Genomic DNA, 22539 nt, shown 5'->3' with positions numbered 1-22539 from the left:
GAGGAAAATTACGTAGCGTAATTTATTGACCAAATATAAAAAAGGGCGGCCCGCAGGACCGCCCAGTCTGGCACCAGTAGCTGGAAACTACTCATTTGCCCATGATGCCGAAGCAGGTTGATAAGGTCTAATAGGATTGATTCGCTCCTCGAATAAGATAAGCTGATCAAATGATCTCGCTTCGCCAGCTTCGCTATCTCGACGCCCTCGCCACCCACCTCCACTTCCGCAAGGCGGCGGAGGCCGTTGCCGTCACACAGCCTGCCCTGTCCATGCAGATCAAGGAGCTGGAGGAAAGCCTGGGCGTCATGCTGGTCGAACGGCGCTCCGGCCTTGCGCGGCTGACGCAGGAAGGCGAGGAAGTGGTACGGCGCGGGAGGCGGATCCTGGCCGATGTGCGCGATCTGATGGATTATGCGCGCCACCGGGGCCAGCCGCTCACCGGGCCTCTGCGTCTTGGCATCATCCCCTCGATTGCGCCTTATCTTCTGCCCCGCGTCCTGCCGAAACTGCAAAGCGGCCATCCGGATCTGCGGCTGACCTTGCGCGAAACCCTGACGGACGTGCTGGTGCAGGAATTGATGGCCGGAGAGCTTGACGCCATCATCGCTGCACTGCCCCTCGGCCAGCCGGAACTGACCACCCTGCCCCTTTTCGAAGACCGCTTCCTTCTGGCGGTCCACAACACGCCCGATCTCGACGAGCGGCGGCGGATCGGGATTGACGAGATCCGCCAGGAGGAACTGCTGCTGCTGGAGGAAGGGCATTGCCTGCGCGATCAGGCGCTCAACTACTGCCAGATCGTCACCTCCGGCCGCCGGTCCTCGCTGGGTGCGACCAGCCTTGCCACGGTGATGCAGATGGTCGCCGCCGGTTATGGCGTCACCCTGCTGCCGGAAATCTGCGCCGATGTAGAGGTGCGCGACGACCGCGTTGCCCTGCTGCGTTTTCAGGACCCCCAGCCTGCCCGCATGGTGGGCCTCGCATGGCGGCGCACATCCCCACGCCGCAAGGACTTCGAGATCCTGCGCGACACGCTGGCGGCCACACTCAGCGGGCTTGGCGTGGCCGCAACGCCGCTGGAAGACAACTAGGGCGCTCTCTCAGGCGGCAGCCCGCTCACGAATGCGGTAGACACAACGCCGTCCGCCGGACAGCAGATGCTCGCAGCGCTCGATTTCGGCCTGCGGCCCGAGGACACTGGCAAAAAGCGATAGTTCCGACCGGCAAAGGCCCTGACAAACAGACGCCGCCGCGCAGATGGAACAGTGGTTCTCGATGAAGAGCCAGCTCCCGTCCGTCTCCTGCTCCACTTCGGCCATGTAGCCTTCGCGGTTGCGCAGGTCCGCAAGACAGGACAGCCGGTCCGGCAGCGCTGAAGCGCCGGCCAGTTCCTTTTCGTAACTCGCCTGCATTTCTTTCTCGCGGAAGGCGATCAGATCCTCCACGCCTTGCTCCCCGTGAAGTTCCCGCAATCCGGACAGCAGCGACAGGATCAGGGCCGAATGGTTGTCCGGAAAACGGGCATGGCCGGCAGCACTCAGCGCCCAGACACGGCGCGGACGGCCCACGGCCCCCTTCATGTCCTCGAAGGCGACAAGATCCTCCTGCAGCAGGCCGTCCAGATGCTGGCGCACGGCAACGGGAGTGACAGCAAGCGATGCAGCAAGCTCGGCCGCAGTCTGCGGGCCGCCAGCCTTCAGGGCATTGAGAATACGGGTGCGGGTTCTGTCTGACATGGGCTGAACATAGCACGGGACCGGCCATATAAAAAGATTTCACTTTTCATATTCTGGAATCTAATTTAGAAATAAAAAACTTTCTTTATTAGAGGTCATCATGCTTTCCAGCCGTACTTTCCAGTTTGCCTGCAGCCTTGCGGCTTTCGCTGCAAGGCACATCCTGCGGCCGGCCGGCAGGCTGAGGCGCCACAGGCAACTGCGCGACCTGCCGCCCGAACTCATTGACGACATTGCACTTCCTCAGGACATGCGTGAATTGCTGCAGCGCGAGGAAATCCAGCAGCAACGCGGCCTCCCGCTTCTCTTCCGGAGATGAAAAGCGCGCAGCGGCACTCAGCATACCCAAAGAAATGCCACCACAAAAAATGAATATACCCTTGCGGCATCATCGCAAAAAACGCTTGGGCATGTTAAATGCAGGTTATTACTTTGACCTCATACTCCACAGCAGAGGAGAGTTCGAAGAGTGACAACGATGCGCCGATTTCTTGACTGGATGACTTTGTCAGGCCAGCAACCGGAAATCCTTCTGGCACAGTTCAGGGAACTGCGCCGGCAGGTGCCGCTTCTCTATGCCTTGCTGATGGTCAACGCGGGCGCCGTGTCTTTTACACATTACGGTCTGGCCCCGGACTATCTGACGATCTGGCTGCTCCTGCCGCTTTTCATCATCTGTTCGGTGCGGGCCGTGGCCTGGCTGCGCCGGTCTGCCGATGCCGTGTCTCCAGAGGAAGCCCTTTACCAGCTGCGCCGGACCCTCTTTCTGAGTGGCGTTCTGGCGCTTGCATATGTGACCTGGTCGCTGGCCCTCGACAGCTATGGCGGACCGCTGGAGCGCGGGCATGTCGCTCTCTTCATCGCCATCACGGTGGTCGGCTGCATCTTCTGCCTGATGAATCTGCCTCAGGCTGCGCTTCTGGTGATGGCGCTGGTGACAGTGCCCTACATTGTCTACTACAGCCGCCTTGATCTGACGGTCTTTCACGCCATCTCGATGAATATTTTCCTCGTCAGCCTTGTGCTGATCCAGGTGCTGTTCAATGGCCACAAGGCCTTCACCAACGTGATCCAGGCGCAGCGGGCACTGGCGCAGAAGCAGCAGGAGACCGAGCGGCTGAGTGAGGAAAATGCCATCCTCGCCCATACGGATGTGCTCACCGGCCTGCCAAACCGCCGCCATTTCTTTTCTGCCCTGCAAAAGCGCATCCAGGACGCCTCCATAACGCGCACCAGTTTTGCTGTCGGCGTCCTTGACCTTGACCGGTTCAAGCCGGTGAACGACACCTATGGCCACCATTTTGGCGACCTTCTGCTGGCAGAAGCGGGTGACCGGCTGAAGGGACTCGTCAGCAGCAGCACCAGGCTTCAGATCAGCCGCCTCGGCGGCGACGAGTTCGGCATGATCATCGAGGCTTCGGCTGAGGATCTGGAGGCGCTTGGCCAGTCGATCTGTGACATCATCGCAACCCCTTATGAAATTGAGGGAATTTTTGTCCGGATTGGCTGCTCCTGCGGCCTCGCGGTTTTCCCGGATGCCGGGCGCACAGTCCACGAACTGTTCGATCGTTCTGACTACGCGCTTTACAACTCCAAGACCGGACGGCGCGGTCAGGCGACGCTTTATTCCGTGGAACACGAAAGGCAGATCCGCTCCGACCGGGCCATCGAAAGCGCATTGCAGGGAGCAGACCTCGAAAAGGAATTCGAGATCTATCTGCAGCCGATTCTTGATCTGCAAAAGTGCCGGGTGACAGGCTTCGAGGCTCTTGCCCGCTGGAACAGCCCCCTGCTCGGTCAGGTTCCGCCCGACCAGTTCATTCCGCAGGCCGAGCGCTCCGGCCTGATGCGGCGGCTCACCGTTTGCCTTTTTGCCAAAGCACTGACGGCGATCAGCCAGTTGCCGCCGCATCTGTCTCTGTCCTTCAACCTCTCCACTCATGACATCACGTGCAAGGAGACCGTGCTCGCCCTGCTGACACAGCTTGGACGCAGCCGCATTCCCGCACACCGGGTGATATTCGAGATCACGGAAACGGCGGTCATGCGCAGCTATGAAGGCGCCGAGCAGTCCATGCGCCTGCTGCGCCAGACAGGCGCAAGGCTGGCTCTCGATGATTTCGGCACAGGATACTCAAGCCTTGGCTACCTGCACCGCTTGCCGATAGACCGGGTGAAGATCGACAAGAGTTTCGTGTCAGGGATCGATGACCCGAGTGGACACGGCATCGTCTCTTCGATCATTGCCCTGTGCCGCTCCATGTCCCTCGACTGCGTGGTGGAAGGCATCGAGACGGACACACAGCGCGACCGGCTGCAAAGCCTGGGCTGCCGCTATATCCAGGGCTACCTGATCGCCCGCCCGATGCCCGCCAAGGATGCGGCTTCATGGCTGGAGCACTCGGACTATCATCAGCCTGTAGCGGCGGCAGGTGTGGTACCCCTGCCTCTGAACTGAGGATCAGGAGAGACGGCCGGTGCCGGATGAAACCGAACTTGCGGTGCCCAAGACCGGGGGCACACGCCGGCAGAAAGACATGCGCAAGGCGCTGCGCCAGCTGGCCCCGCGCATTCCCTTGTTTGATGCGCAGGCCGTTTTGTCCAGCGCCATGGCCGGGCATCTGCGCCACCTGCCGCCGTCCATTGCCGTGCAGCAGGCCCTGACCTCCCACATCCGCCACACCGCCACCGAATATGACGCGCTGCTTGCCGAAGGCTACGACCGGGACTCGGCCCGGCATTTCGTGCTGGAGGATCTCAATGACCAGCTCGCAGACTGGGGCTCCGGCCTGCGCATCGCCGAAGCAGACGCGGACTAGCCCCCGCCTCATATCAGATGCCCGGGCACTGACGCTTCACGGCCGCCGCGCGACGAGATCGATCTCCACAAGCGCATGAACGGCAAGACCGGTCACGCCGATGCAGGTGCGGGCGGGAAGTTTGCCCGGTTCAAAGTAGCTGCTGTAGGTCTCGTTCATCAGCGCATAATCGCGGTGGAAGTCCGTCAGATAGACACGGGCCATGGTCACATGCTCCAGCCCGAGCCCAACGCCCGCCAGCACCAGCTTCAGGTTTTCCACCACCCGTGCCGTCTGGGCGGCAATCCCCTCCGGCAGCGGCGCGTCCGGGGCAGCCGGATCCGTCGGCATCTGCCCGGTGATGAACACCCAGCCATCGGCCTCGACCGCGTGGGAGAACGGCGCCACGGGCCGCGGCCCGCCGGAAATCATGTGATGGATTGGAAGCAAGTCAGTTCCCCTTGTCCTTTGTCTCTTATCTTCTCCGCCGCGCCGGCAGCATTCGGACAGTCCGGCATGCCCGCTGACACATTCCGCAAGCCGATCTAACAGGAATTCTTCTCTCCGTGCCAGCGACGGGAGCGTCGGGGATCATCGGAACAACTTTCGCAGAACCCGGACGGCAAGCACAGCTTCAAGACACGGAACCGCCAGAAGCAGCGATCATCGGTATTTTCCCAGACACAGCCGCCCCCGTCCGGCCTGCAGAGGATGACACGCGTCAACAGGACTGACAGAGATCTTTTTCGTTTGCACACAAACAAAAAGAATGCAGCCCGACCCTCTTTCTCACCAAATCAAATACTTCATATGGCACGCCGAATTCAAAAATTACCCTGCGTATTTTTCAAATTTTACAGACAAAATTCGAACAACCGGAAATTCGTCCAATTAATTTCACGTAAAGATTCTGATGTTTTGATCCGAAACACTTTCACGCGAGGGGCGAAAGAATGACGATCAAGCAGAAGATGCTCGTTTTGTCGCTGATGGCACTCAGTGCCGTTTTGCTGACCGGGCTAATACAGATTTTTTCACTGCGCAGCACCATGCTCGAAGACCGGCGCGATCTGATCCGCTCACAGGTGGAGACGGCACAGAGCGTCGTGAAGGCCATTGCCGAGGAAGCCAAGGCAGCCGGTGTGCCGCTTGAGACGGCCCAGGCCAACGCAAAGGCCGTGCTGCGCACCATGCGCTTCAACGGCAATGACTATTTCCTCGCCATTGATGCGAGCCCAGCCAATCAGGGCCTCATTCTGGCGCATCCGAGCGCAGCCGTCGAAGGCAAGAACCTTTGGAACTCCAAGGACCCTGCGGGCAATCTCTTTGTTCAGGGCGAGATCGAAGCAGGGCGCAAGGGCGGCGGCTTCTCCGAGTTCCTGTTTCCGCGCCTGAATGAGACGGTGGCAGCTCCCAAGCTTGCCTACACCATGAATTATGACCCGTGGCAGTGGGCCATCACATCCGCGCTCTACATCGACGACATCAGCGCTGCCTTCTATTCGGAACTCTTCACGATGCTGATGTGGATGGTGCCGCTGATCCTTGCGATTGCCGCAGGCACATTCGTGCTCTCCAACAGCATCACCCGCCCGCTGGAGGCCATCACCAGCGTGACGCGTCAGCTGGCCGACGGCAACATGACCGTCACCATCCCCGGCACCGGCCGCAAGGACGAGATCGGCCATATGGCGGAGGCCACGGAAATCTTCCGTGACACCATGATCCGCGCCCGTGATCTGGCTCAGTCGCAGGCGGCCGAACAGAGCCAGCGCGAGGCGCGTGCCCTGCATATCGAGGAGCTGACCCGCAGCTTCGATGCAAGTGCCGCGGCTCTGTTGCAGGCGGTCACCCAGTCCGCCTCCGGCATGGAGGGCAGCGCCCGCAACATGGCCCGCATTGCCGAAGGCACCAACTCCAGCTCGACCGCCGTTGCCTCGGCTGCCCAGCAGGCTGCTGCCAATGTGCAGACGGTTGCCTCCGCCACGGAAGAGCTGAGTTCTTCCATCTCCGAGATTGCGTCCCAGGTTTCCCGTTCGTCGCAGATTGCCATGCAGGCGGTGGATGAAGCCCGGCGCACGGACGGCCAGATCCAGGGCCTTGCCAACGCCGCCAACAAGATCGGCGAAGTGGTCGACCTCATCCGCGCCATCGCCGAGCAGACCAACCTCCTTGCCCTCAACGCCACCATCGAGGCGGCGCGAGCCGGTGAAGCAGGCCGGGGCTTCGCGGTCGTGGCCGCCGAGGTGAAGGAACTGGCCTCGCAGACCTCCAAGGCAACCGAGGAAATCACCACGCAGATTTCGGCCATCCAGTCGGAAACGCGGGTGGCCGTGGACGCGGTGCAATCCATCGGCAAGACGGTGGAAGAGATGAACCACATTGCGGCCGCCATCTCGGCATCCGTCGAGGAACAGGGTGCTGCCACCAGCGAAATCGCCCGCAACGTCGAGCAGGCCTCGCGCGGCACGCAGGATGTGACGGACAACATCCTCGAAGTCTCCCACGCGGCCAGCGAAACCCGCGGCGCTGCCAACAGTGTGGAACAGGCCGCAGCAGCGGTGACGCGCGACGCGCTGGCGCTTCGCACCGAGGTGGAAAGCTTCCTCAGCGGTGTCCGCGCCGCCTGACGGGCAGGAACAACTGTTCTGGCTGAAAAGGCCGGGCCTCCTTGGCCCGGCCTTTTCATTGCCACAGGACGGGCACATTGAGGCCGCACTATCCCTGCACAAGTTGCATCCGGAACACTTTCACGCTTGCATTTCCTTCGAGGTCATCATGAAAATCAGGCACTTGCTGGCAGTGGCCCCGCTGCTTCTCTCCCTCGCTGTCCCCCCTGGAACTGCAATGGCCGACAACAGAATAGACACCATCCGCCCCGATGCGCCCGTGCTTGCGGCCTATGGAAGCTATGGGGTCGGTGTGACCACGGTTGAACTGACCAATCCGGGCCAGATCGATGTGCTGAAATCGGAGCCTGGCAAGGAGCCTGTCCTCTATGACAGGCCTCTGACGGTCGAGGTGTTCTATCCGGCCGCCGCCGGCGCGAAGCCCGTGCCGCTCGAGGCGATGATGCGGGACGGCAGCACGATGATCGAGCTCAATGGCCGTTCATCACGCGCTGCCGAGCCTGACAGAAGCGGCGCCCCCTACCCTCTGGTCATCATCTCCCACGGCTATCCGGGCAACCGCTTCCTGATGAGCCCGCTGGCGGAGAACCTTGCCAGCAAGGGCTATGTCGTCGCCTCGATCGACCACACCGAATCCACCTATGACAACAGGGCCGCTTTCATCTCGACACTGGTCAACCGGCCGCTGGACCAGATGTTCGTGCTCAACGCCATGGAAGAGCAGGGCAAGACGCCGGGCGGCCCGCTGGAGGGGCTTCTGTCCACAGAGCGGACCGGCCTCATCGGCTATTCCATGGGCGGTTACGGCACGCTGATTTCGGGCGGTGCAGGCCTTGCCGATTTTGCCCGCGAGGCTTCATGGGCTGATGGCAAGGGCGCGTTCCTTGAGCGCCATCTCGCCGGAAGCGAGAGCCATGAAGCGCTGGTCGATCCGCGCCTCAAGGCCATCGTGTCTGTCGGGCCCTGGGCGCGCAAATCCAATGCCATGAATGCGGACGGTCTTGCGGGCCTGCGCGTTCCGGCGCTGATCGTGGGTGGCAATCAGGACGAGATTTCCGGCTACAGCGACGGCATCCGCAAGATCTGGCAAGAGGCCAAGGGCACCGACCGCTATCTACTGACCTTCGTCAACGCCGGACACAACGCAGCCGCCCCCATGCCCGCGCCAGCCGAAAGCTACGCCTACAGCGAGGCCATCGGCTTCCCGCCGTTCCAGCATTATGCCGATCCGGTGTGGGACAGCGTGCGGATGAACAACATCCTCCAGCACTTCACCACGGCCTTCCTCAGCATCAACCTCAAGAGCAAGACGGACGAGGGCAAGTACCTCAAGCTCCTGCCCTATGCCGAGGATGGGGTCTGGTCGATGAATGCGGATGGCAAGCCCAACGCGGACCACACCTACTGGGAAGGCTTCCCGCAAGGCAGTGCCATCGGCCTGCGCTTCGAGCATCTGGAGAAGGGGAAGTGACCCCTTCTGCCCTCTTCAGCCCGGGTAGATCCAGTGCTCCGGCAGATGCGCTGTAATGGCATCGCCCGGCAGGATGCGCCCCGGCAGTTCGACGAAAGCGACAAGGCCGCGCAGATATTGCGCGGTCTTCGGGAACAGCAGATCGAGCCCTTCGCGCTCCGGCACGTGCTCCGCGATTTTCCGGCCAGCAGCCCGGCAGGGTGAATTGTAGCCATCCACACGCAGCACGGCCCCACTCTCAAACACGAGCCGCGTGCGCGGCGGCAGCAGGCTGAGGCTGGGGATGCCTTGCGTCACCACATTGCCGCCGATCCAGCCGGCGGGCAGCGCATCCAGTTCCATCCGCGAGGCAATCAGTGCCAGTTCCTCCACCGACAGGATGGAGAGCTGACGCTCGTTCACCATCACCGTGCCGCGCGGATACCAGGGCTCGCGCCCGCCCGACCGCCGGGTGCGTCCGCCATGCCGGTCGCCCTCGATACCGTCGAAGCCAAGATCCAGCGCCGCGCAGGGGACCGTGGCGAAGTCTGACTTCTTCCCCGTCCGCAGCACGTCCGCCACTTTGCCGGAAATCTTGCGCGCGGGCACCCGTTGCAGCCGCGCCAGCCTGTCCTCAAGCGCCGCCTGCCCTGCCTCACCCGTTTCCACATCCATGACGCCTTGCCTCCCGGCTTTTCCTGACCTTGCCCAAGGCTGGGATACTTAGCGCATGCAGGTAGGAGCGGCCAATGAATTGGCTTGAAGGGAGTATCACGCAAATTGCACGCCGAAGGCGCACAATCACGGCCGCCCTGCGTCCTGCCGGAAGAGGAATGGCCTCTCCAAGGAGATCCGAATGAGCACCAGCAGCATCACAATGAATCTCGTCAACCTGCGCGGTGCGCCAACGGCCGCAGACGAGGACATCTATATCCTGCTGACCGGCAAAGACGTGACCGGGCTCAGCGGCATTACGCTTGGCACGGTCACGCCGCTGTCGCAGATCACGAACGCCGCCATCAGCTTCACCACCATCAATTCCGGCAGGCTTTATGCGGGGCTTGGGCAGTTTCCCAATCCGCCCACCCCGACCGGTGGCATCTATTACGGATGGATCGAGTTCAGCTGCCTGACGGCGGTAGACAACCTCTGGATCAACATGTCGAATGTGGATCTGCTCGGCCTGCCGCTCAGCATCTCGGGCACGGAAGCAGGGGGAAGCAGCTTTTCGCTCGGCTACAAGAGCCCGATGACCCCCACCCTTCTCAACACCATGAAGAATTCGGTGCTGACCAAGTCAGGTCAGGGGGCAGTGGTGACAACCTTTTCAGGCCAGCAGCTGGTGATCGGGCCCACCATCATGCCGTCAGCATATCCCGACATGACGCCCTACGTGATGAGTCTCGTGCAGGCAAAAGCCCCCGTCACCATCGTTTCCGACACCCCGCCCGGCGGGTCTCCCGAGACCTTTACCGGCAACTTCCAGACAGCCGATCCGAAAACGGGCGTGATCCTCTCCCTGAAGGGTGACCAGGGTGACACATTCGAGTTGACGGCGATCAATCTCAGCAGCTCGATCATTTACCGCTGCGATGGTGGCACGGTCATATTCAACGGCCGCGTCGTGCCGCAGAACCGTACCTCAACGAATGATCCATCGGGCCAGCCAGCCTCCCAGATCATCAGCAACTCGGTGTTCCGCAACCTGATGATCGGCTTCAACGAGGGCTATTTCACCGCCGCCGGGCCCAACAACTCCAGCCAGTTTCCGGGCCAGACGCCTTTCGCCGGCGGGAATGGCAACCTCTATGCGCAGGCGATCCACAACGGCACCAATTCCTACGGTTTTCCCTACGCAGACAGCAATCTGAAGGTGCTCATCCAGGCAGATCCGGCCCAGCCGGTGACGGTCTCCATCCTCGCCGACAGCATGGCCTATGGCTACACGGACAATCCGGGCGGAGGCAGCAACCAGCCCTCGACCGGCACCTATCAATTCGGCATCGGTGCAGGCAGTGGCGCACTGGGACCGATACGCATCGGAAACTGGGTCTATGAGGCATCGCCCAACACGGACGGAAGCCCGGGCGGCGCCTTCGGCGGCTACTTGCCGGATCTGTCAGACTGGACTCAGATGCAGTTTACCGGCGCCGGCCCCGGCGCTTACATCTGGGTGAAGAACGGCCAGATCTCCGCAGGAAACTGCCTGAACGCCACCGGCAGCTGGAACGAAGGACAGACTGTCTACAGCTGGCCTGCGAACCTGCAATGGGTGCCGGGCGCCACAGCTCCTGCCCAACCCACGAGTTGAGACAGCGCCTGCCGCCGCAATTGCCCTGTGCTGCGGCAGGCCGTCAAAAAGACAGCAGACGTAAACACTCTGGCATTACCATGACTCCCCAACGGCATGCTGAGGCAGCCTGTGGGGACTTAGGGGCGTGGAATGATGGCGTTTGCAGGCACAATCGGGCAGGGTTTGACAGCAGCTGCGCGCCGTATCTGCGGCATGATCCCCGGCCTGACGCTGGCCGCCGCCCTCACTGGTGCCGCAGCTTATGACCCAGCCTCGGCGCAAGACACGTCAACAGGCAGCAACGCCGCTGCCATGGCCATGACCGACGCGATGCAGGAGAGCTTCCAGCTGCGCGGCGCGCTGCAGCAACTGGCCGCAGAACTGCCCACCCTGCCAGAGAAAATGGCGGCAACGCTCCGCGCCATGTCGCCGGATGGCTCGCTGGACTGGCTGTGGTCCGCCCTTGCCGTGCTCGCGGCCGCGCTGGTTGCGGGCACAGCCGTGCAGGCCCTGTTCCGCCGCTGGGCAGAGGCGGTCTATCTGCACCGCTTTCCCCCGGCACCCGAAACCCGTGCGGGCAAGGTCGCCTTCCTGCTCGGGCGCGGCACGGTGATGCTGCTGGAACTGGCCGTCTTCCTGATCACCGCCTGGCTGGTCGCCGTGCTGCTGCATGAGGATCTGCATGCCTCCCGGATGACCGTGCAGACCGGCATTCTGGGCTTCTCCGCCTGGAGCCTGATCCGGCTGGTGCTGTTCAACATCATTGCGCCGGACACGCCCTCCTGCCGCATGCTGGCCTTTGACGATCAATCCGCAGCAAGGCTCAATACGGCGCTGGTCACCGGGCTCGGCCTGTCGGCCATCGTCATCTCGCTCTCCATCTGGATGCGCGCCCTCGGGCTGGAGGCCAGCGCGCACAAGGTGGCGCTTGTCTTTTCCGCCGCCCTGTCGACCTGCATTCTATCCACCATTGCCATTGTCTGGCGCAAGAGCGTCGCCAATGCCATCATGGGGGGCGCAGAAGACGAAAGCACGGTGCACCCTGCCCTCCACTTCATCGCTACCATCTGGCACGTGGCAGCGATCCTGTATTTTCTCTTTGCCTTCGGCACGGCCAGCTTCCGCATCCTCCTCGACAGGCCTTTTGCCTCCGGCCTTGTCAGCGCGCCTGTGCTGGTGCTGGTGGCGGCGCTGCTGCTGCAAGCGGTGCTGATGCTGCTGATCGACCGGCTGCTGCCGCGCCTCGACACGCGCAGGGCCAAGGCCGTGCTGATGGATGACCTTGCCCGCGCCGAGACAGCCGCCGGAGAAGCACCCGACACCACCGCCAATGCCTCGCAGGCCGAAGCCGAAGCACTGGAGGCAGAGGCCGCCCGCGCACCCTACCGCGCGCTTTTCGACCATGGCGCGGCCATCCTCACCCTCGTCTTTTCCGCCTGGCTGCTGCTCAAGGTCTGGGGCATATCGATCCATGATCAAAACTCCATCCTAGGCAATCTGGTGGAAGTCGCCATCGTCGGCTTCCTCGGCTACATGGCCTATCAGGCGGTGGAGATTGCCGTGGCCCAAGCCGTGCGGCGCGACATGCAACGCCTTGGCGGCAATGCCCATGAGGCGGGAGAGATCGAGATTGGCGGCACCGGCGACAGCCGCCTCTCCACCCTCCTGCCGATCTTCCGCAATTTCCTGCTGATCACCATCGTGGTGATTTCCGGCATGTTGATCCTCTCGCAGATCGGCATCGACATTGCCCCGCTCTTTGCCGGTGCCGGTGTCGTCGGCCTTGCCATCGGCTTTGGCGCGCAGACGCTGATCCGGGACATCTTCTCCGGCGCCTTCTATCTCATCGACGACGCCTTCCGCAAAGGCGAGTACATCGACATCGGCAGCGCCAAGGGCACGGTGGAGAAGATCTCCATCCGCTCCATGCAACTGCGCCACCATCGCGGCGCGCTGACGACTGTGCCCTTCGGCGAGATCAAGCACGTGCAGAACTACTCGCGCGACTGGGCCATCATGAAGCTTGCCTTCCGCGTCACCTATGACACGGACACCGAGAAGATGCGCAAGATCATCAAGAAATTCGGCCAGGAACTGCTGGATGATCCCTATTACGGGCCGATGTTCCTTGATCCGCTGAAATCGCAGGGCATCCTCTCCATGGAAGACAGCGCCATGATTGCGCGGGTGAAGTTCATGTCAAAACCCGGCAAACAATTCGAGCTGCGCAAGGTGGTCTATGCCGGGCTGCAGGACCTGTTCGAGAAAAACGGCATCCGTTTCGCCCACCGGGAAGTCACCGTCCGCGTCGCCGATGCGAGCGGAAACCTCCTGCCCAATCCCACCCCGGCCCAGACCGCCACTGCCGCCGCCGGCGCGCATGCAGGGCTGATCGCGGCACAAGCTGGCATGGAAGAGGAAAAGGCAACCTGAAGTCAAATTAATCCGCGAGCGCTCGCAATTTTCACCCTTATTGAGAGTACAAACTTAGCGTACCATGAACCTCCACCTTGGATGGGAGGCCCACATGAAACCTCTGCGACTGACTGGCATACTCTGGCTTGCAATGCTGATGATCTTGACGGCGGCGAACCCGCTTCTGGCGCAGGATCTGCCGCCAAGATCGGACAGCTGGTTCACGAACTCCCAATTCCTGGCCTGTACCGGCAACCCCTATGCCATGTGCTTCTACTCCGGACCGGATGCGCCTACCCCCAGTGATCCCTCCCAGAGCGTCCCGGCCCTGCCCTGCACGACGCCGGGAGACCGAAAGGGCAACTCCACCTGCACCTGCTACGCCGTAACGGAAGAGGCCAAGGGGACACCGCAATACAACTTCGTGCTGATCACCTCGATCCTCAATCCGAAGGTGCATGAAGAGACGGTCGCGGCCTGCGGCGAAACCGGGGAAAACTGCCTGAATGGCGACAACCTGAAAACCTGCATGTCAGGCATCAAGGCCGGCTTCTGTCAGACTGCCCCTGTCTGCGGCTATCTGGGCAGCATCGCGGACGGCACCAAGCCGACGCTGTACCCGGACAATCCGGATGTGGACATGGTCTCCACCTTCAGCCTCGCCCACGCCACGCAGCATCCGCTGACGGGAGACGGCGAGTCCTGCTCGGGGCTCTATGCCGGCTGCATGACAGCCCCTTGCAAGACGGACGAGAATGGCCTGACCAGTTGCAGTTGCCCCATAGTCGAGGGCGACTATCAGGTCGGGATGAACTTCAGCGATCTGAAGGGCCTCAGCTGCGACATTTCCCCGAACGTCTGGTCCGCTGCCAACAAGCTGGACCTGCACATCAGCAGCGGCAACTGAAGCGAGCCTTAAGGCACACAAACAAAAAATCCCCGGACCATCGGCCCGGGGATCATCAGATGGCTTTCACGAACGCCCGCTTGCGAGCAGCGCATTCCTTGCGGCCAGGAACTCCTCCCGCAAGGCCTTGTGCCCCTCAAGCCCGTCCAGCGCATAGCTGTTGAGAAACTGGCGCCCGGCAAACAGCTTGCGATCAACCGGGCTGAGATCTGCTGCGCAGCAGACCTCATGCCACCGCGCCGCCATGGTCTTGATCTGATGTTCGATCAGCGCCACCGCCTCCGCTTCCCTTAGGTGGTAATCCGGTGCGGCAGCAAGCACTGTGGCCAGCGTGCTGGAGCGGGAATCGCCCTTGATCAGCATGGCCTGCGAGGCTTCGTTGCCCGTGCGCCCCTGCGGGCAAATGTCATAGGCCGGTGTCAGGGTCAGCATCCGGCCATCCCAGAAGGCCGCATGATTGCGGGCGTGATCGTCCGTGTTGCCGCACAGCACATTGAAGCACATCCGCCCGTAGAGTTCCCGAAGCGTGGCTTTTGGATCTGTAAAGCGATGACGGATCAGTTCGGCAAGGTCTTCATAGGACGCATAGCGGGCCATCATCTCATCAAGGCCCAGCATCGTCAGAGCCGAGACCATGGCATGTCTCGTCCAGCCATCCTTCGTGAAAGTCCTGTCAAAGCGTTCGATCAGCAGCACGTCCTTGTGTGCGGCGCGGGCCAGCGAAACCGGAGCAGCATTAAGGCCGCAGGCGCTTGCGAGGGTCATCGCAATGAATTCGCCTTTCACCACGCTGTAGGTGTCATTGCTGGCTGAAAATTTGGCGATGAACTTCTGCGCCCCGTCATCAATCATCGCCTTGGGCCGTGCCCCGCCGATCGACGTGCCATGCCGGAGCGCCTGATCAAGCGCAGGAGGCAGTGGCCGGCCTTTTTCAACGAGGACTGCCGCCTCCATCAGCTCATCGAGCGAAGCCCCGGCAGAAAGCCTTGGAACAAACTCCGTGGCCGATGCCTGAAAGTCCAGAGCACCAATCCGGTCTGATCCTGACTGAAGAAGGAAGGTCAGCTCTCCGAGTTCAGGCACCCCGTCCGCGTCAGGCTTCATGCCTGTCAGCCTGTTGATGATAACCCTGCGGCCCCAGGCATCGGGTGAACCATCGCGAATGCAGCTGGCCATTTGCAGACCGGCCGCAGGCGCAATCACCCCTTCCCGAAGCGGCAACTCCGGTTCGTAAATGGCAATGGCATTCTTGCGGGCACGGTAGCTGGCGCCATAGGTAAAGAACAGACGCCCGCCGTCCTGATCGACACGGCCGGCCACCACCGGCTCCGTTGCTCCCCGCAGCCAGATCCAGACAAAGGCTTGGCCCGCTGCTGCCCTAGAAGTCATCATCGGGCTCCTTCACCTTGGGCCGGACACTCTTGGGCAGAAGGGTCAGCTTCTCGTCAAGACGGGCATTTTCCATCTGCAGACTACGCTCATCAGGGTCAAACAAGCGCACCCCGGCGAGAGCTGCAACTTCAAAGACAATGCCTATCTCGGGGCCCGCTGCGCCCTTTTCGATGCTGGAAAGCGTCGTGCGGCTGATACCGGCCCGTTCCGCCAGCTCCCGCGCCGTCATGCCACGCTCGATGCGCCCGGCACGGATCAGCTTGCCCAGCATCGCAAGCGCCTGGCGCGTACCCCTTGAATAGCTTCTCTGGCGCGGCATGGAGATCGCCTGTTTGTTCATTTGAATGAACACAAAGGGCTTTGCGTTCATAATTATGGACACTCTGCCCGATCTTTCGAGCTACATCAAGCCACGTCCAAAATTCTGGCCGCAAGAGCTTCTCACGTCCATAATTTTGGACACGTTTCACACTCAACGCCCCAAAACAAAAATCCCCGGACCATCGGCCCGGGGTCTTTCTTTTTGCAAAACCGCAGTTTGAAACGCAGAGATATCAGCGCGTCAGCGGCTTGTACTTGATGCGGCTCGGGTCGGCGGCATGGGCGCCGAGGCGGCGGACCTTGTCCTTCTCGTAGTCCTCGAAGTTGCCCTCGAACCATTCCACATGGCTGTTGCCTTCAAAGGCGAGCATGTGGGTGGCGAGGCGGTCGAGGAACATGCGGTCGTGCGAGATGACCACGGCGCAACCGGCGTAGTTTTCCAGCGCGTCTTCGAGGGCGGCCAGCGTCTCGGTGTCGAGGTCGTTGGTCGGCTCGTCAAGCAGCAGCACGTTGGCGCCCTTCTTCAGCACCTTGGCGAGATGCACGCGGTTGCGCTGGCCGCCGGAGAGGTCGCCCACCTTGGCCTGCTGGGCCGGGCCCTTGAAGTTGAAGGACGAGCAATAGGCGCGGGAGTTGATTTCCTTGCCATCGAGATAAATGATCTCGTTGCCGTCGGAGATTTCTTCCCACACGGTCTTGTTCGGGTCCAGCTTGTCGCGCGACTGGTCCACATAGCCCAGATGCACCGTCTCGCCGATGATGACCTCGCCGCTGTCCGGGGTTTCCTGGCCGGTGAGCATCTTGAACAGGGTGGTCTTGCCCGCACCGTTCGGACCGATGATGCCGACGATGCCGCCGCGCGGCAGCTTGAACGACAGGTCTTCGATGAGCAGGCGGTCGCCGAAGCCCTTGGAGACGTTCTTCACCTCGATGACGTTGGCGCCAAGGCGCTCGCCCACCGGAATGAGGATCTGCTCGATGGTCGGCATACGGCCTTCCTGTGCCGCCACCAGATCCTCATAAGCGCGGATACGCGCCTTGGACTTGGTCTGGCGGCCCTTCGGCGACATGCCCATCCACTCGCGCTCACGGGCAATGGCCTTGGAGCGGGCCATGTTCTCGCGGCCTTCCTGCTCCATGCGCTTGGTCTTCTTCTCCAGATAGGCGGAGTAGTTGCCCTCGTAGGGGATGCCCTGGCCGCGGTCCAGCTCCAGGATCCAGCCCGTCACGTTGTCGAGGAAGTAGCGGTCGTGGGTGATGATCAGGACGGAGCCCTTGAACTCGCGCAGGTGCCGCTCCAGCCAGTGGACGGTTTCGGCGTCCAGATGGTTGGTCGGTTCGTCCAGCAGCAGCAGGTCCGGCTCGCTCAGCAGCAGCTTGCACAGCGCCACGCGGCGGCGCTCACCGCCCGAGAGGTTGTCCACCGGGCTGTCGGAGGGCGGGCAGCGCAGGGCTTCCATCGCCATCTCGACCTTGCTCTCAAGGTTCCACAGGTCTTCCGCGTCGATGACGTCCTGCAACTTCGAGCCTTCCTCGGCGGTCTCGTCCGAGTAGTTCATCATCAGCTCGTTGTAACGGTCGACGATCGCCTGCTTGTGGGCGACACCTTCGAGCACGTTTTCCAGAACGGTCTTGCCCTCGTCGAGCTTGGGCTCCTGCGGCAGATAGCCGACCTTGGCACCTTCCGCCGCCCAGGCCTCACCGGTATACTCCTTGTCGATCCCGGCCATGATCTTGAGCAGGGTCGACTTACCGGCACCGTTGGGGCCGAGAATACCGATCTTGGCATCCGGGTAGAACGACAGGTGAATGTTGTCGAGCACCTTCTTGCCGTTATAGGCCTTGTTGAGGCCATGCATGTGATAGATGAACTGGCGCGCCATGGGGCCTCGCATCTCCGTTTTGGAATTGTGCCGGGAATCTGATCGACAATTGATCGAAACTGGCCGCCCTTTTACGCCATGCAGCGGGCCGGGGCAATGGCGGTTGGTGAACCCGATGGGGCAGGCAATCAAGCCCGCGGCGCGAAACGCGAGCCGGAGTTCTCCCGGACGCCACGGAACCTCCGAAAATCCGGAGAGCACCACAGCGCGACAGGGCATCTGATCACGCTCGCAAGGTCACAAGCAGGCAAACCCTAACAGGTCCCGGCACAAGGCCGGGACGGTACGGAGGGGATGCACAGGCGGAGGAAATGGCGGCAGCCAAGACGCATCCACTACCTCCGCGCTGTCCCCGCCTTGAGCGGGGACCTGTCAGGAACGCAAGGCCATGCCGCCCCCTCAGCCGTCACCCCGGCCCTCGCGCCGGGGTCCACTCGTTTGCAGAGCAGCGCGATTGCGGAAGGCATTTAGGCCCCATGACCCGCGCAAGCCTTCACGCTGGGGCCTGCCCTCACCGCTCTGCAAGCGAGTAGCCCCCGGATCTCCGCTCCGCTTCGTCCGGGGCGACGCGGAGGGGATGGCGGAGGTGAAGAGCCATCCACCAACTCCGCGCCGTCCCCGCCTTGAGCGGGGACCTGTCAGGAACGCAAGGCCTTGCGGCACCCTCGGCCGTCACCCCGGCCTTCGCGCCGGGGTCCACTCGTTTGCAAAGAAGCGCGATTGTGGGAGGCGGCGAGGCAGCATGACCTGCGCAAGCCTTCACGCTGGGGCCCGTCCTCACCGCTCTGCAAGCGAGTAGCCCCCGGATCTCCGCTCCGCTTCGTCCGGGGTGACGCAGGGGGGATGGGGGACTGAGGGAATGCCCCCAATGCGTGTTGACAACAGAAAGCATTCAGGCTGGCGTGTCTTAAACGAGGGGCACAACTGGCATGAAAGATTCGGACAATAACTCCCACTTCGCAATCGCCTATTGCGTCGCCATGACGGCTGGCCTCGCCCTGGTTCTGCTCATTCACAGCGAGGCGGGACCAAAATTGATCGAGTGCGTACGGCAGTGGGAAACGCTCATTACAGGCATCATAGCGGTTGCGGCAGCCATCTGGGCCGCAAACAAGGCCTATTCAGGAGTTCAAGAGCAGATCCAAGCAAATTACGACGTCTCATTGATACCACACATCAATGATTGCAAGAAAGAAATATCTAAGTTTGAGGCAATTTCACTTAAAATTATGTTATTTAGAGAATGGAATCAAAATCTTATCAGAATTCAAAGGAAATCATCTTCAGAATTCACTACAGATATCCCTCAAATAAATTATTTTATTAACAATCAATATGCTGAAGAAGCATACAGACCAGACCCAGACATCCTAGATTTTTATGCAGCAACAATAAGTTACTCCAAAGCAGCAGCCACAATTTCGAAAGCTGCAAAAACGATACGAGAAACCAACAAAGCGAGAGCAGATCTCGAAAACGCTCTAAATTCCAAGTCTGAAAACAGTTTATTAACGAACGATCTAATGATAAGTATCGGCTCTGGCGCCTCTTCAATTGAGGCAAGTCTAAGCGCTTCGGAGGAGGAAATTGACTCAGAAAAAGAAGAAATAACTCGGCAGCTGAATGAATTGATGAGCAAGACGTCTAAAAAAGAATCACCATAATCGAAAATAAATCAGCGCCGACCCGGCATGCCAGCCCGCCCCAAAACCACCATCCTTCATGCCTGCCCCCATAAATCCACAACCAAGGATATCCGGATTCCGGGCGGTGTTTGAAGCGGGGATGGCCGCGGTTTGCGCCGCGCACGCCAGCCAACCCACAGGAAGCAGGCCGGGCACAGCCTTTCAGCCCCTCACCCCCAGCGGTCCTTCAGCCCGTACCACCAGTAGGCCATCTGCAGGTAGTGGCGGCGCAGGGCGGGCAGCGGGAAACGGCGCAAGGGGGTGTGAACCGGCAGCGGCAGCTGCCAGGGGGAGCGGGCCTCCAGCGCCAGTTCCGCCGCCATCGCCCCGGCATAGGAGCCCATGGCCACCCCGTTGCCGTGATAGGCAAGCGCTGCAAAGACGCCGGGCCACGCCGGTATGGGGCCGATATAGGGATTGAGATCCAGCGCCAGGCACACCCGCCCGGACCAGTGATGCGTCGCCTCCACATGGGCAAGCGCCGGGAACAGCCGGTCGAAGCCCTCACGGATGGCAAGGCGCAGCCGCGCTTCTTCCCCAGCCGTGCCGAAAATGCCGCCGCGCATGCCGAACAGCATCCGCCCGTCCGGCAGCAGGCGGAAGTAATGCAGCAGCGTGCGGGCATCGGAGGCCATCACCGGGCTGGTCCAGCCCTGTGTCACCATCTCTACGCCCGTCAGCGGCCGGGTGACCATGACATTGGACAGCACCGGCAGCAGACGCCCTTCCAGCCAGGGCAGCAGGCTTTCATCCGTATAGCCATTGCTGGCAAGGATCACGCGGCGGGCATGGACGGTGCCCTTCAGCGTATCCAGCCGCCAGCGGCCCAGCTCCGGCCGGATATGCGTCACCGGCGAGCGGGCAAAGATCGGTTGCCCAGCCTCCCGCAGCGCCCTTGCAAGGCCGCGCACATATTTCAGCGGATGAAGGCCGAAGCCGTGAGGATAGAACAGCCCGCCATATGTGCCCGCCGCCCTCAGCCCCCTCGCCTCCAGTGCCGTTTCATCCAGCATCTGCGTGCCGAGGCCGAAGCGGGCATTGACGAAGGCACCTTCCTCTTCCAGCCCCTTCAGGGCAGAGCGCTTGTGCGCCAGCACCACCTCGCCGCTGCCGGAACGGTCCGCATGAATGGAATGGGTGTCCAGAAGCGCGGCAACATGATCAATCGCCTCGCGCTGCATGTGGGAGAAGCGCTCGGCCTCCCTTGCGCCATAGCGTTGAACCATGTCTTCGGGAGAGAGCTTTGAGCCGCCAAGGCAACAGAATCCGCCGTTGCGCCCCGAGGCGCCAAAGCCCACATGGTGCCGGTCCAGCACCACGGTGGAAGCGCCCAGCGCCTGCGCCCGCAAGGCGGCGTTGAGGCCAGTAAAGCCCGCACCGATGACGGCCACATCCACCGCCAGCGCCTCCTCCAGCTCCGGATCTGCATGGTCATACGGGGCGGCACCGGCAGCGCTGTCTTCCCAGTAACTGCCGGTGGGTCCGCCGCCGTCTGTCTGCATGGTTCAGAACCCCAGCCGGTCGCGCAGGGAGAACCAGGTCATCGCCAGCACCAGCAGCGGGAAGCGGAAGCGCGAGCCGCCAGGGAACGATGGCACCTTGATCCGCTCGAACACCTCGAAACGCCCGGTCTGCCCGCTGATGGCCTCGCCGATCAGCCGCCCCGCGAGGCAGGCCATCGCCACCCCGTGGCCGGAATAGCCCGAGGCGGTGATCACGTTGGGTGAAAGCCTTGCGAAGAAGGGCATCCGCTTGGGCGTAATGGCCAGCGTGCCGCCCCAGCCATAGTCGATGCCGATGTCCGCCAGCTGCGGGAACACCTTGGCCATGGGCTTGCGCACGAAGGCGGCAATGTCCGAGGGAAAGCGGTAGCCGTAATTCTCGCCGCCGCCGAACAGCAGCCGGTGATCGCCGCTCATGCGGAAATAATTGATGACGAACTTGCTGTCCGCCACCGCAACACCGTCCCGGATCAGCGATTGCGCCCGCTCCGCCCCCAGCGGCTCCGTGGCGATGATGTAATTGTTGATCGGCATGACACGGGCCGACACCTTGGGCTCCAGCCGGCCGAGATAGCCGTTGCAGGCGAGCACCATGTGGCTGGCCGTCACCTCGCCCGCATCCGTCTTCACCACAACGCGGGACGGGCTGGCCGTGTAACCGGTCACCCGGGTGCGCTCGAAGATCTGCGCCCCGGCGGCCACCGCCGCCGCGCCGATGCCCAGCGCAAAATTCAGCGGATGCAGGTGCCCTGCGCCGCGATCAAGGATGCCGCCGTGATAGAGCGGGCTCGCCAGCCGCTGGCGCACCGCATCGCGCCCCAGCACCTCGTTGCCCTCATAGCCGTAGACCTGTTCCAGATGCCGGGCATAGTCCGCGTGGTCACGGGCAATGTCAGGGCGGTGATCCACATAGAGGATGCCCGGCCGGTAGTCGCAGTCAATCGCATGGTCGCGGATCAGGTCCTGCACCACGGCCTTGGATTCTTCGGCCAGATCCCACAGCAGCCGGGCATCGGACTTGCCGAGCATGTCCTCCAGCGTGATCTGATCGAGCCGCTGGCCCGAGCCCACCTGCCCGCCATTGCGCCCCGAAGCGCCCCAGCCGATGCGGTTGGCCTCCAGCACCACCACCGAATGGCCGGACTGCGCCAGCGACAGCGCCGCCGAAAGCCCGGTAAAGCCTGCGCCAATCACCACCACATCGGCCTGAACGGCGCCTTGCAGCACCGGATGATCACTCCGCCGGCTCGCGGTTGCGGCATACCAGGACGAGGGGTGATGCCCCGGACGGTCATTGGCGGTCAGAAGATCAAGCTGCGGCAAACTGAAGACCCCGGTTGGCACATCCGCACCCCTCCTGCCCTCGAAGGTGCCACGCAACCGTAAGACAGGCCGAAGCCCTTGTGAAGCTTGCCATTACGGCATGGGGGAAGAAAAAGTGTAACGGGGACCGGAGCAGCAAACCCCATTTGGAAATCCAGCCTCGCGATTGCCCGGCTCTTGTCTATCCTTACGGACTCGCGC

Annotated in this window: 18 protein-coding genes; 9 read left to right on the top strand and 9 right to left on the bottom strand. The window is 61.9% G+C overall.

Translation table 11 applies throughout. The features are described 5' to 3' along the window. Positions 1-170: 170 nt before the first annotated feature. Positions 171-1094: a LysR substrate-binding domain-containing protein gene (locus H163_RS0108165; RefSeq protein ID WP_019964081.1), complete on the top strand. Its 924-nt coding sequence runs from the start codon at positions 171-173 to the stop codon at positions 1092-1094. Between the two features lie 9 nt (positions 1095-1103). Here H163_RS0108165 and H163_RS0108160 read toward each other — a convergent pair whose 3' ends face one another. Both H163_RS0108160 and H163_RS0108155 read right to left on the bottom strand, forming a co-directional pair. After that, positions 1104-1739 (bottom strand): helix-turn-helix transcriptional regulator, encoded by a 636-nt coding sequence (locus H163_RS0108160; RefSeq protein WP_019964080.1) that lies wholly within the window; start codon positions 1737-1739, stop codon positions 1104-1106. Positions 1740-1827: 88 nt separating this feature from the next. Continuing rightward, entirely contained in the window at positions 1828-2082 is a 255-nt protein-coding gene (locus H163_RS0108155; RefSeq protein WP_019964079.1) for a hypothetical protein, read from the bottom strand. Between the two features lie 135 nt (positions 2083-2217). Here H163_RS0108155 and H163_RS0108150 point away from each other — a divergent pair, with 135 nt between their 5' ends. Together H163_RS0108150 and H163_RS0108145 are read left to right on the top strand one after the other, a co-directional pair. Next, entirely contained in the window at positions 2218-4197 is a 1980-nt protein-coding gene (locus H163_RS0108150) for a putative bifunctional diguanylate cyclase/phosphodiesterase (protein ID WP_115336468.1), read from the top strand. A 19-nt stretch (positions 4198-4216) separates the two neighbouring features. Continuing rightward, positions 4217-4558: a DUF2293 domain-containing protein gene (locus tag H163_RS0108145; RefSeq protein WP_019964077.1), complete on the top strand. Its 342-nt coding sequence runs from the start codon at positions 4217-4219 to the stop codon at positions 4556-4558. A gap of 36 nt (positions 4559-4594) precedes the next feature. Here the strand turns inward: H163_RS0108145 and H163_RS0108140 are convergent, their stop codons facing one another. After that, on the bottom strand, positions 4595-4969 hold the full coding sequence (locus tag H163_RS0108140) for a RidA family protein (protein ID WP_019964076.1): 375 nt from the start codon (positions 4967-4969) through the stop codon (positions 4595-4597). A gap of 521 nt (positions 4970-5490) precedes the next feature. Here H163_RS0108140 and H163_RS0108135 point away from each other — a divergent pair. Further along, the gene (locus H163_RS0108135) at positions 5491-7167 is read left to right on the top strand and encodes a methyl-accepting chemotaxis protein (protein ID WP_019964075.1); all 1677 of its coding nucleotides are present in this window, start codon (positions 5491-5493) and stop codon (positions 7165-7167) included. Between the two features lie 217 nt (positions 7168-7384). Further along, the gene (locus H163_RS0108130; RefSeq protein ID WP_019964074.1) at positions 7385-8638 is read left to right on the top strand and encodes an alpha/beta hydrolase family protein; all 1254 of its coding nucleotides are present in this window, start codon (positions 7385-7387) and stop codon (positions 8636-8638) included. 15 nt (positions 8639-8653) lie between these two features. Here the strand turns inward: H163_RS0108130 and H163_RS0108125 are convergent, their stop codons facing one another. Beyond that, positions 8654-9292, bottom strand: a complete 639-nt coding sequence (locus H163_RS0108125; protein WP_019964073.1) for an MOSC domain-containing protein — start codon at positions 9290-9292, stop codon at positions 8654-8656. A gap of 181 nt (positions 9293-9473) precedes the next feature. Between H163_RS0108125 and H163_RS0108120 the strand changes: the two genes are divergently transcribed. The 3 genes from H163_RS0108120 to H163_RS22465 all read left to right on the top strand — a co-directional run bounded on the left by H163_RS0108120 (position 9474) and on the right by H163_RS22465 (position 14232). After that, complete coding sequence (locus tag H163_RS0108120; RefSeq protein ID WP_019964072.1) at positions 9474-10928, top strand: beta-1,3-glucanase family protein; 1455 nt, start codon at positions 9474-9476, stop codon at positions 10926-10928. A 132-nt stretch (positions 10929-11060) separates the two neighbouring features. Then, positions 11061-13343: a mechanosensitive ion channel family protein gene (locus H163_RS22470; protein WP_019964071.1), complete on the top strand. Its 2283-nt coding sequence runs from the start codon at positions 11061-11063 to the stop codon at positions 13341-13343. A gap of 94 nt (positions 13344-13437) precedes the next feature. Further along, entirely contained in the window at positions 13438-14232 is a 795-nt protein-coding gene (locus tag H163_RS22465; RefSeq protein ID WP_147290435.1) for a hypothetical protein, read from the top strand. 66 nt (positions 14233-14298) lie between these two features. Here H163_RS22465 and H163_RS0108105 read toward each other — a convergent pair whose 3' ends face one another. The 3 genes from H163_RS0108105 to ettA form a co-directional block, all read right to left on the bottom strand. Next, a complete protein-coding gene (locus H163_RS0108105) occupies positions 14299-15621 on the bottom strand; it encodes a type II toxin-antitoxin system HipA family toxin (protein WP_026355609.1) in 1323 nt (440 codons plus the stop codon). Further along, on the bottom strand, positions 15611-15895 hold the full coding sequence (locus tag H163_RS0108100; RefSeq protein ID WP_040678356.1) for a helix-turn-helix domain-containing protein: 285 nt from the start codon (positions 15893-15895) through the stop codon (positions 15611-15613). The genes H163_RS0108105 and H163_RS0108100 overlap by 11 nt, the downstream gene beginning before the upstream one ends. Positions 15896-16178: 283 nt before the next feature. Next, positions 16179-17828: an energy-dependent translational throttle protein EttA gene (gene ettA / locus H163_RS0108095; RefSeq protein WP_019964067.1), complete on the bottom strand. Its 1650-nt coding sequence runs from the start codon at positions 17826-17828 to the stop codon at positions 16179-16181. A gap of 929 nt (positions 17829-18757) precedes the next feature. On the opposite strand from ettA, the gene H163_RS24345 reads away from it, so the two are divergent. Continuing rightward, positions 18758-19492 (top strand): hypothetical protein, encoded by a 735-nt coding sequence (locus tag H163_RS24345; RefSeq protein WP_147290436.1) that lies wholly within the window; start codon positions 18758-18760, stop codon positions 19490-19492. 191 nt (positions 19493-19683) lie between these two features. On the opposite strand, the gene H163_RS0108090 is transcribed toward H163_RS24345, so the two are convergent. Together H163_RS0108090 and H163_RS0108085 are read right to left on the bottom strand one after the other, a co-directional pair. Next, positions 19684-21015: an NAD(P)/FAD-dependent oxidoreductase gene (locus H163_RS0108090; RefSeq protein WP_019964066.1), complete on the bottom strand. Its 1332-nt coding sequence runs from the start codon at positions 21013-21015 to the stop codon at positions 19684-19686. A gap of 3 nt (positions 21016-21018) precedes the next feature. Next, complete coding sequence (locus H163_RS0108085) at positions 21019-22338, bottom strand: NAD(P)/FAD-dependent oxidoreductase (protein WP_019964065.1); 1320 nt, start codon at positions 22336-22338, stop codon at positions 21019-21021. Positions 22339-22539 lie beyond the last annotated feature (201 nt).

This window comes from Pannonibacter phragmitetus DSM 14782 (assembly GCF_000382365.1).
In the GTDB taxonomy this organism is placed as follows: domain Bacteria; phylum Pseudomonadota; class Alphaproteobacteria; order Rhizobiales; family Stappiaceae; genus Pannonibacter; species Pannonibacter phragmitetus.
The sequence above is the reverse complement of the archived record's forward strand: the minus strand, read 5'-3'. Positions and strand labels throughout refer to the sequence as shown.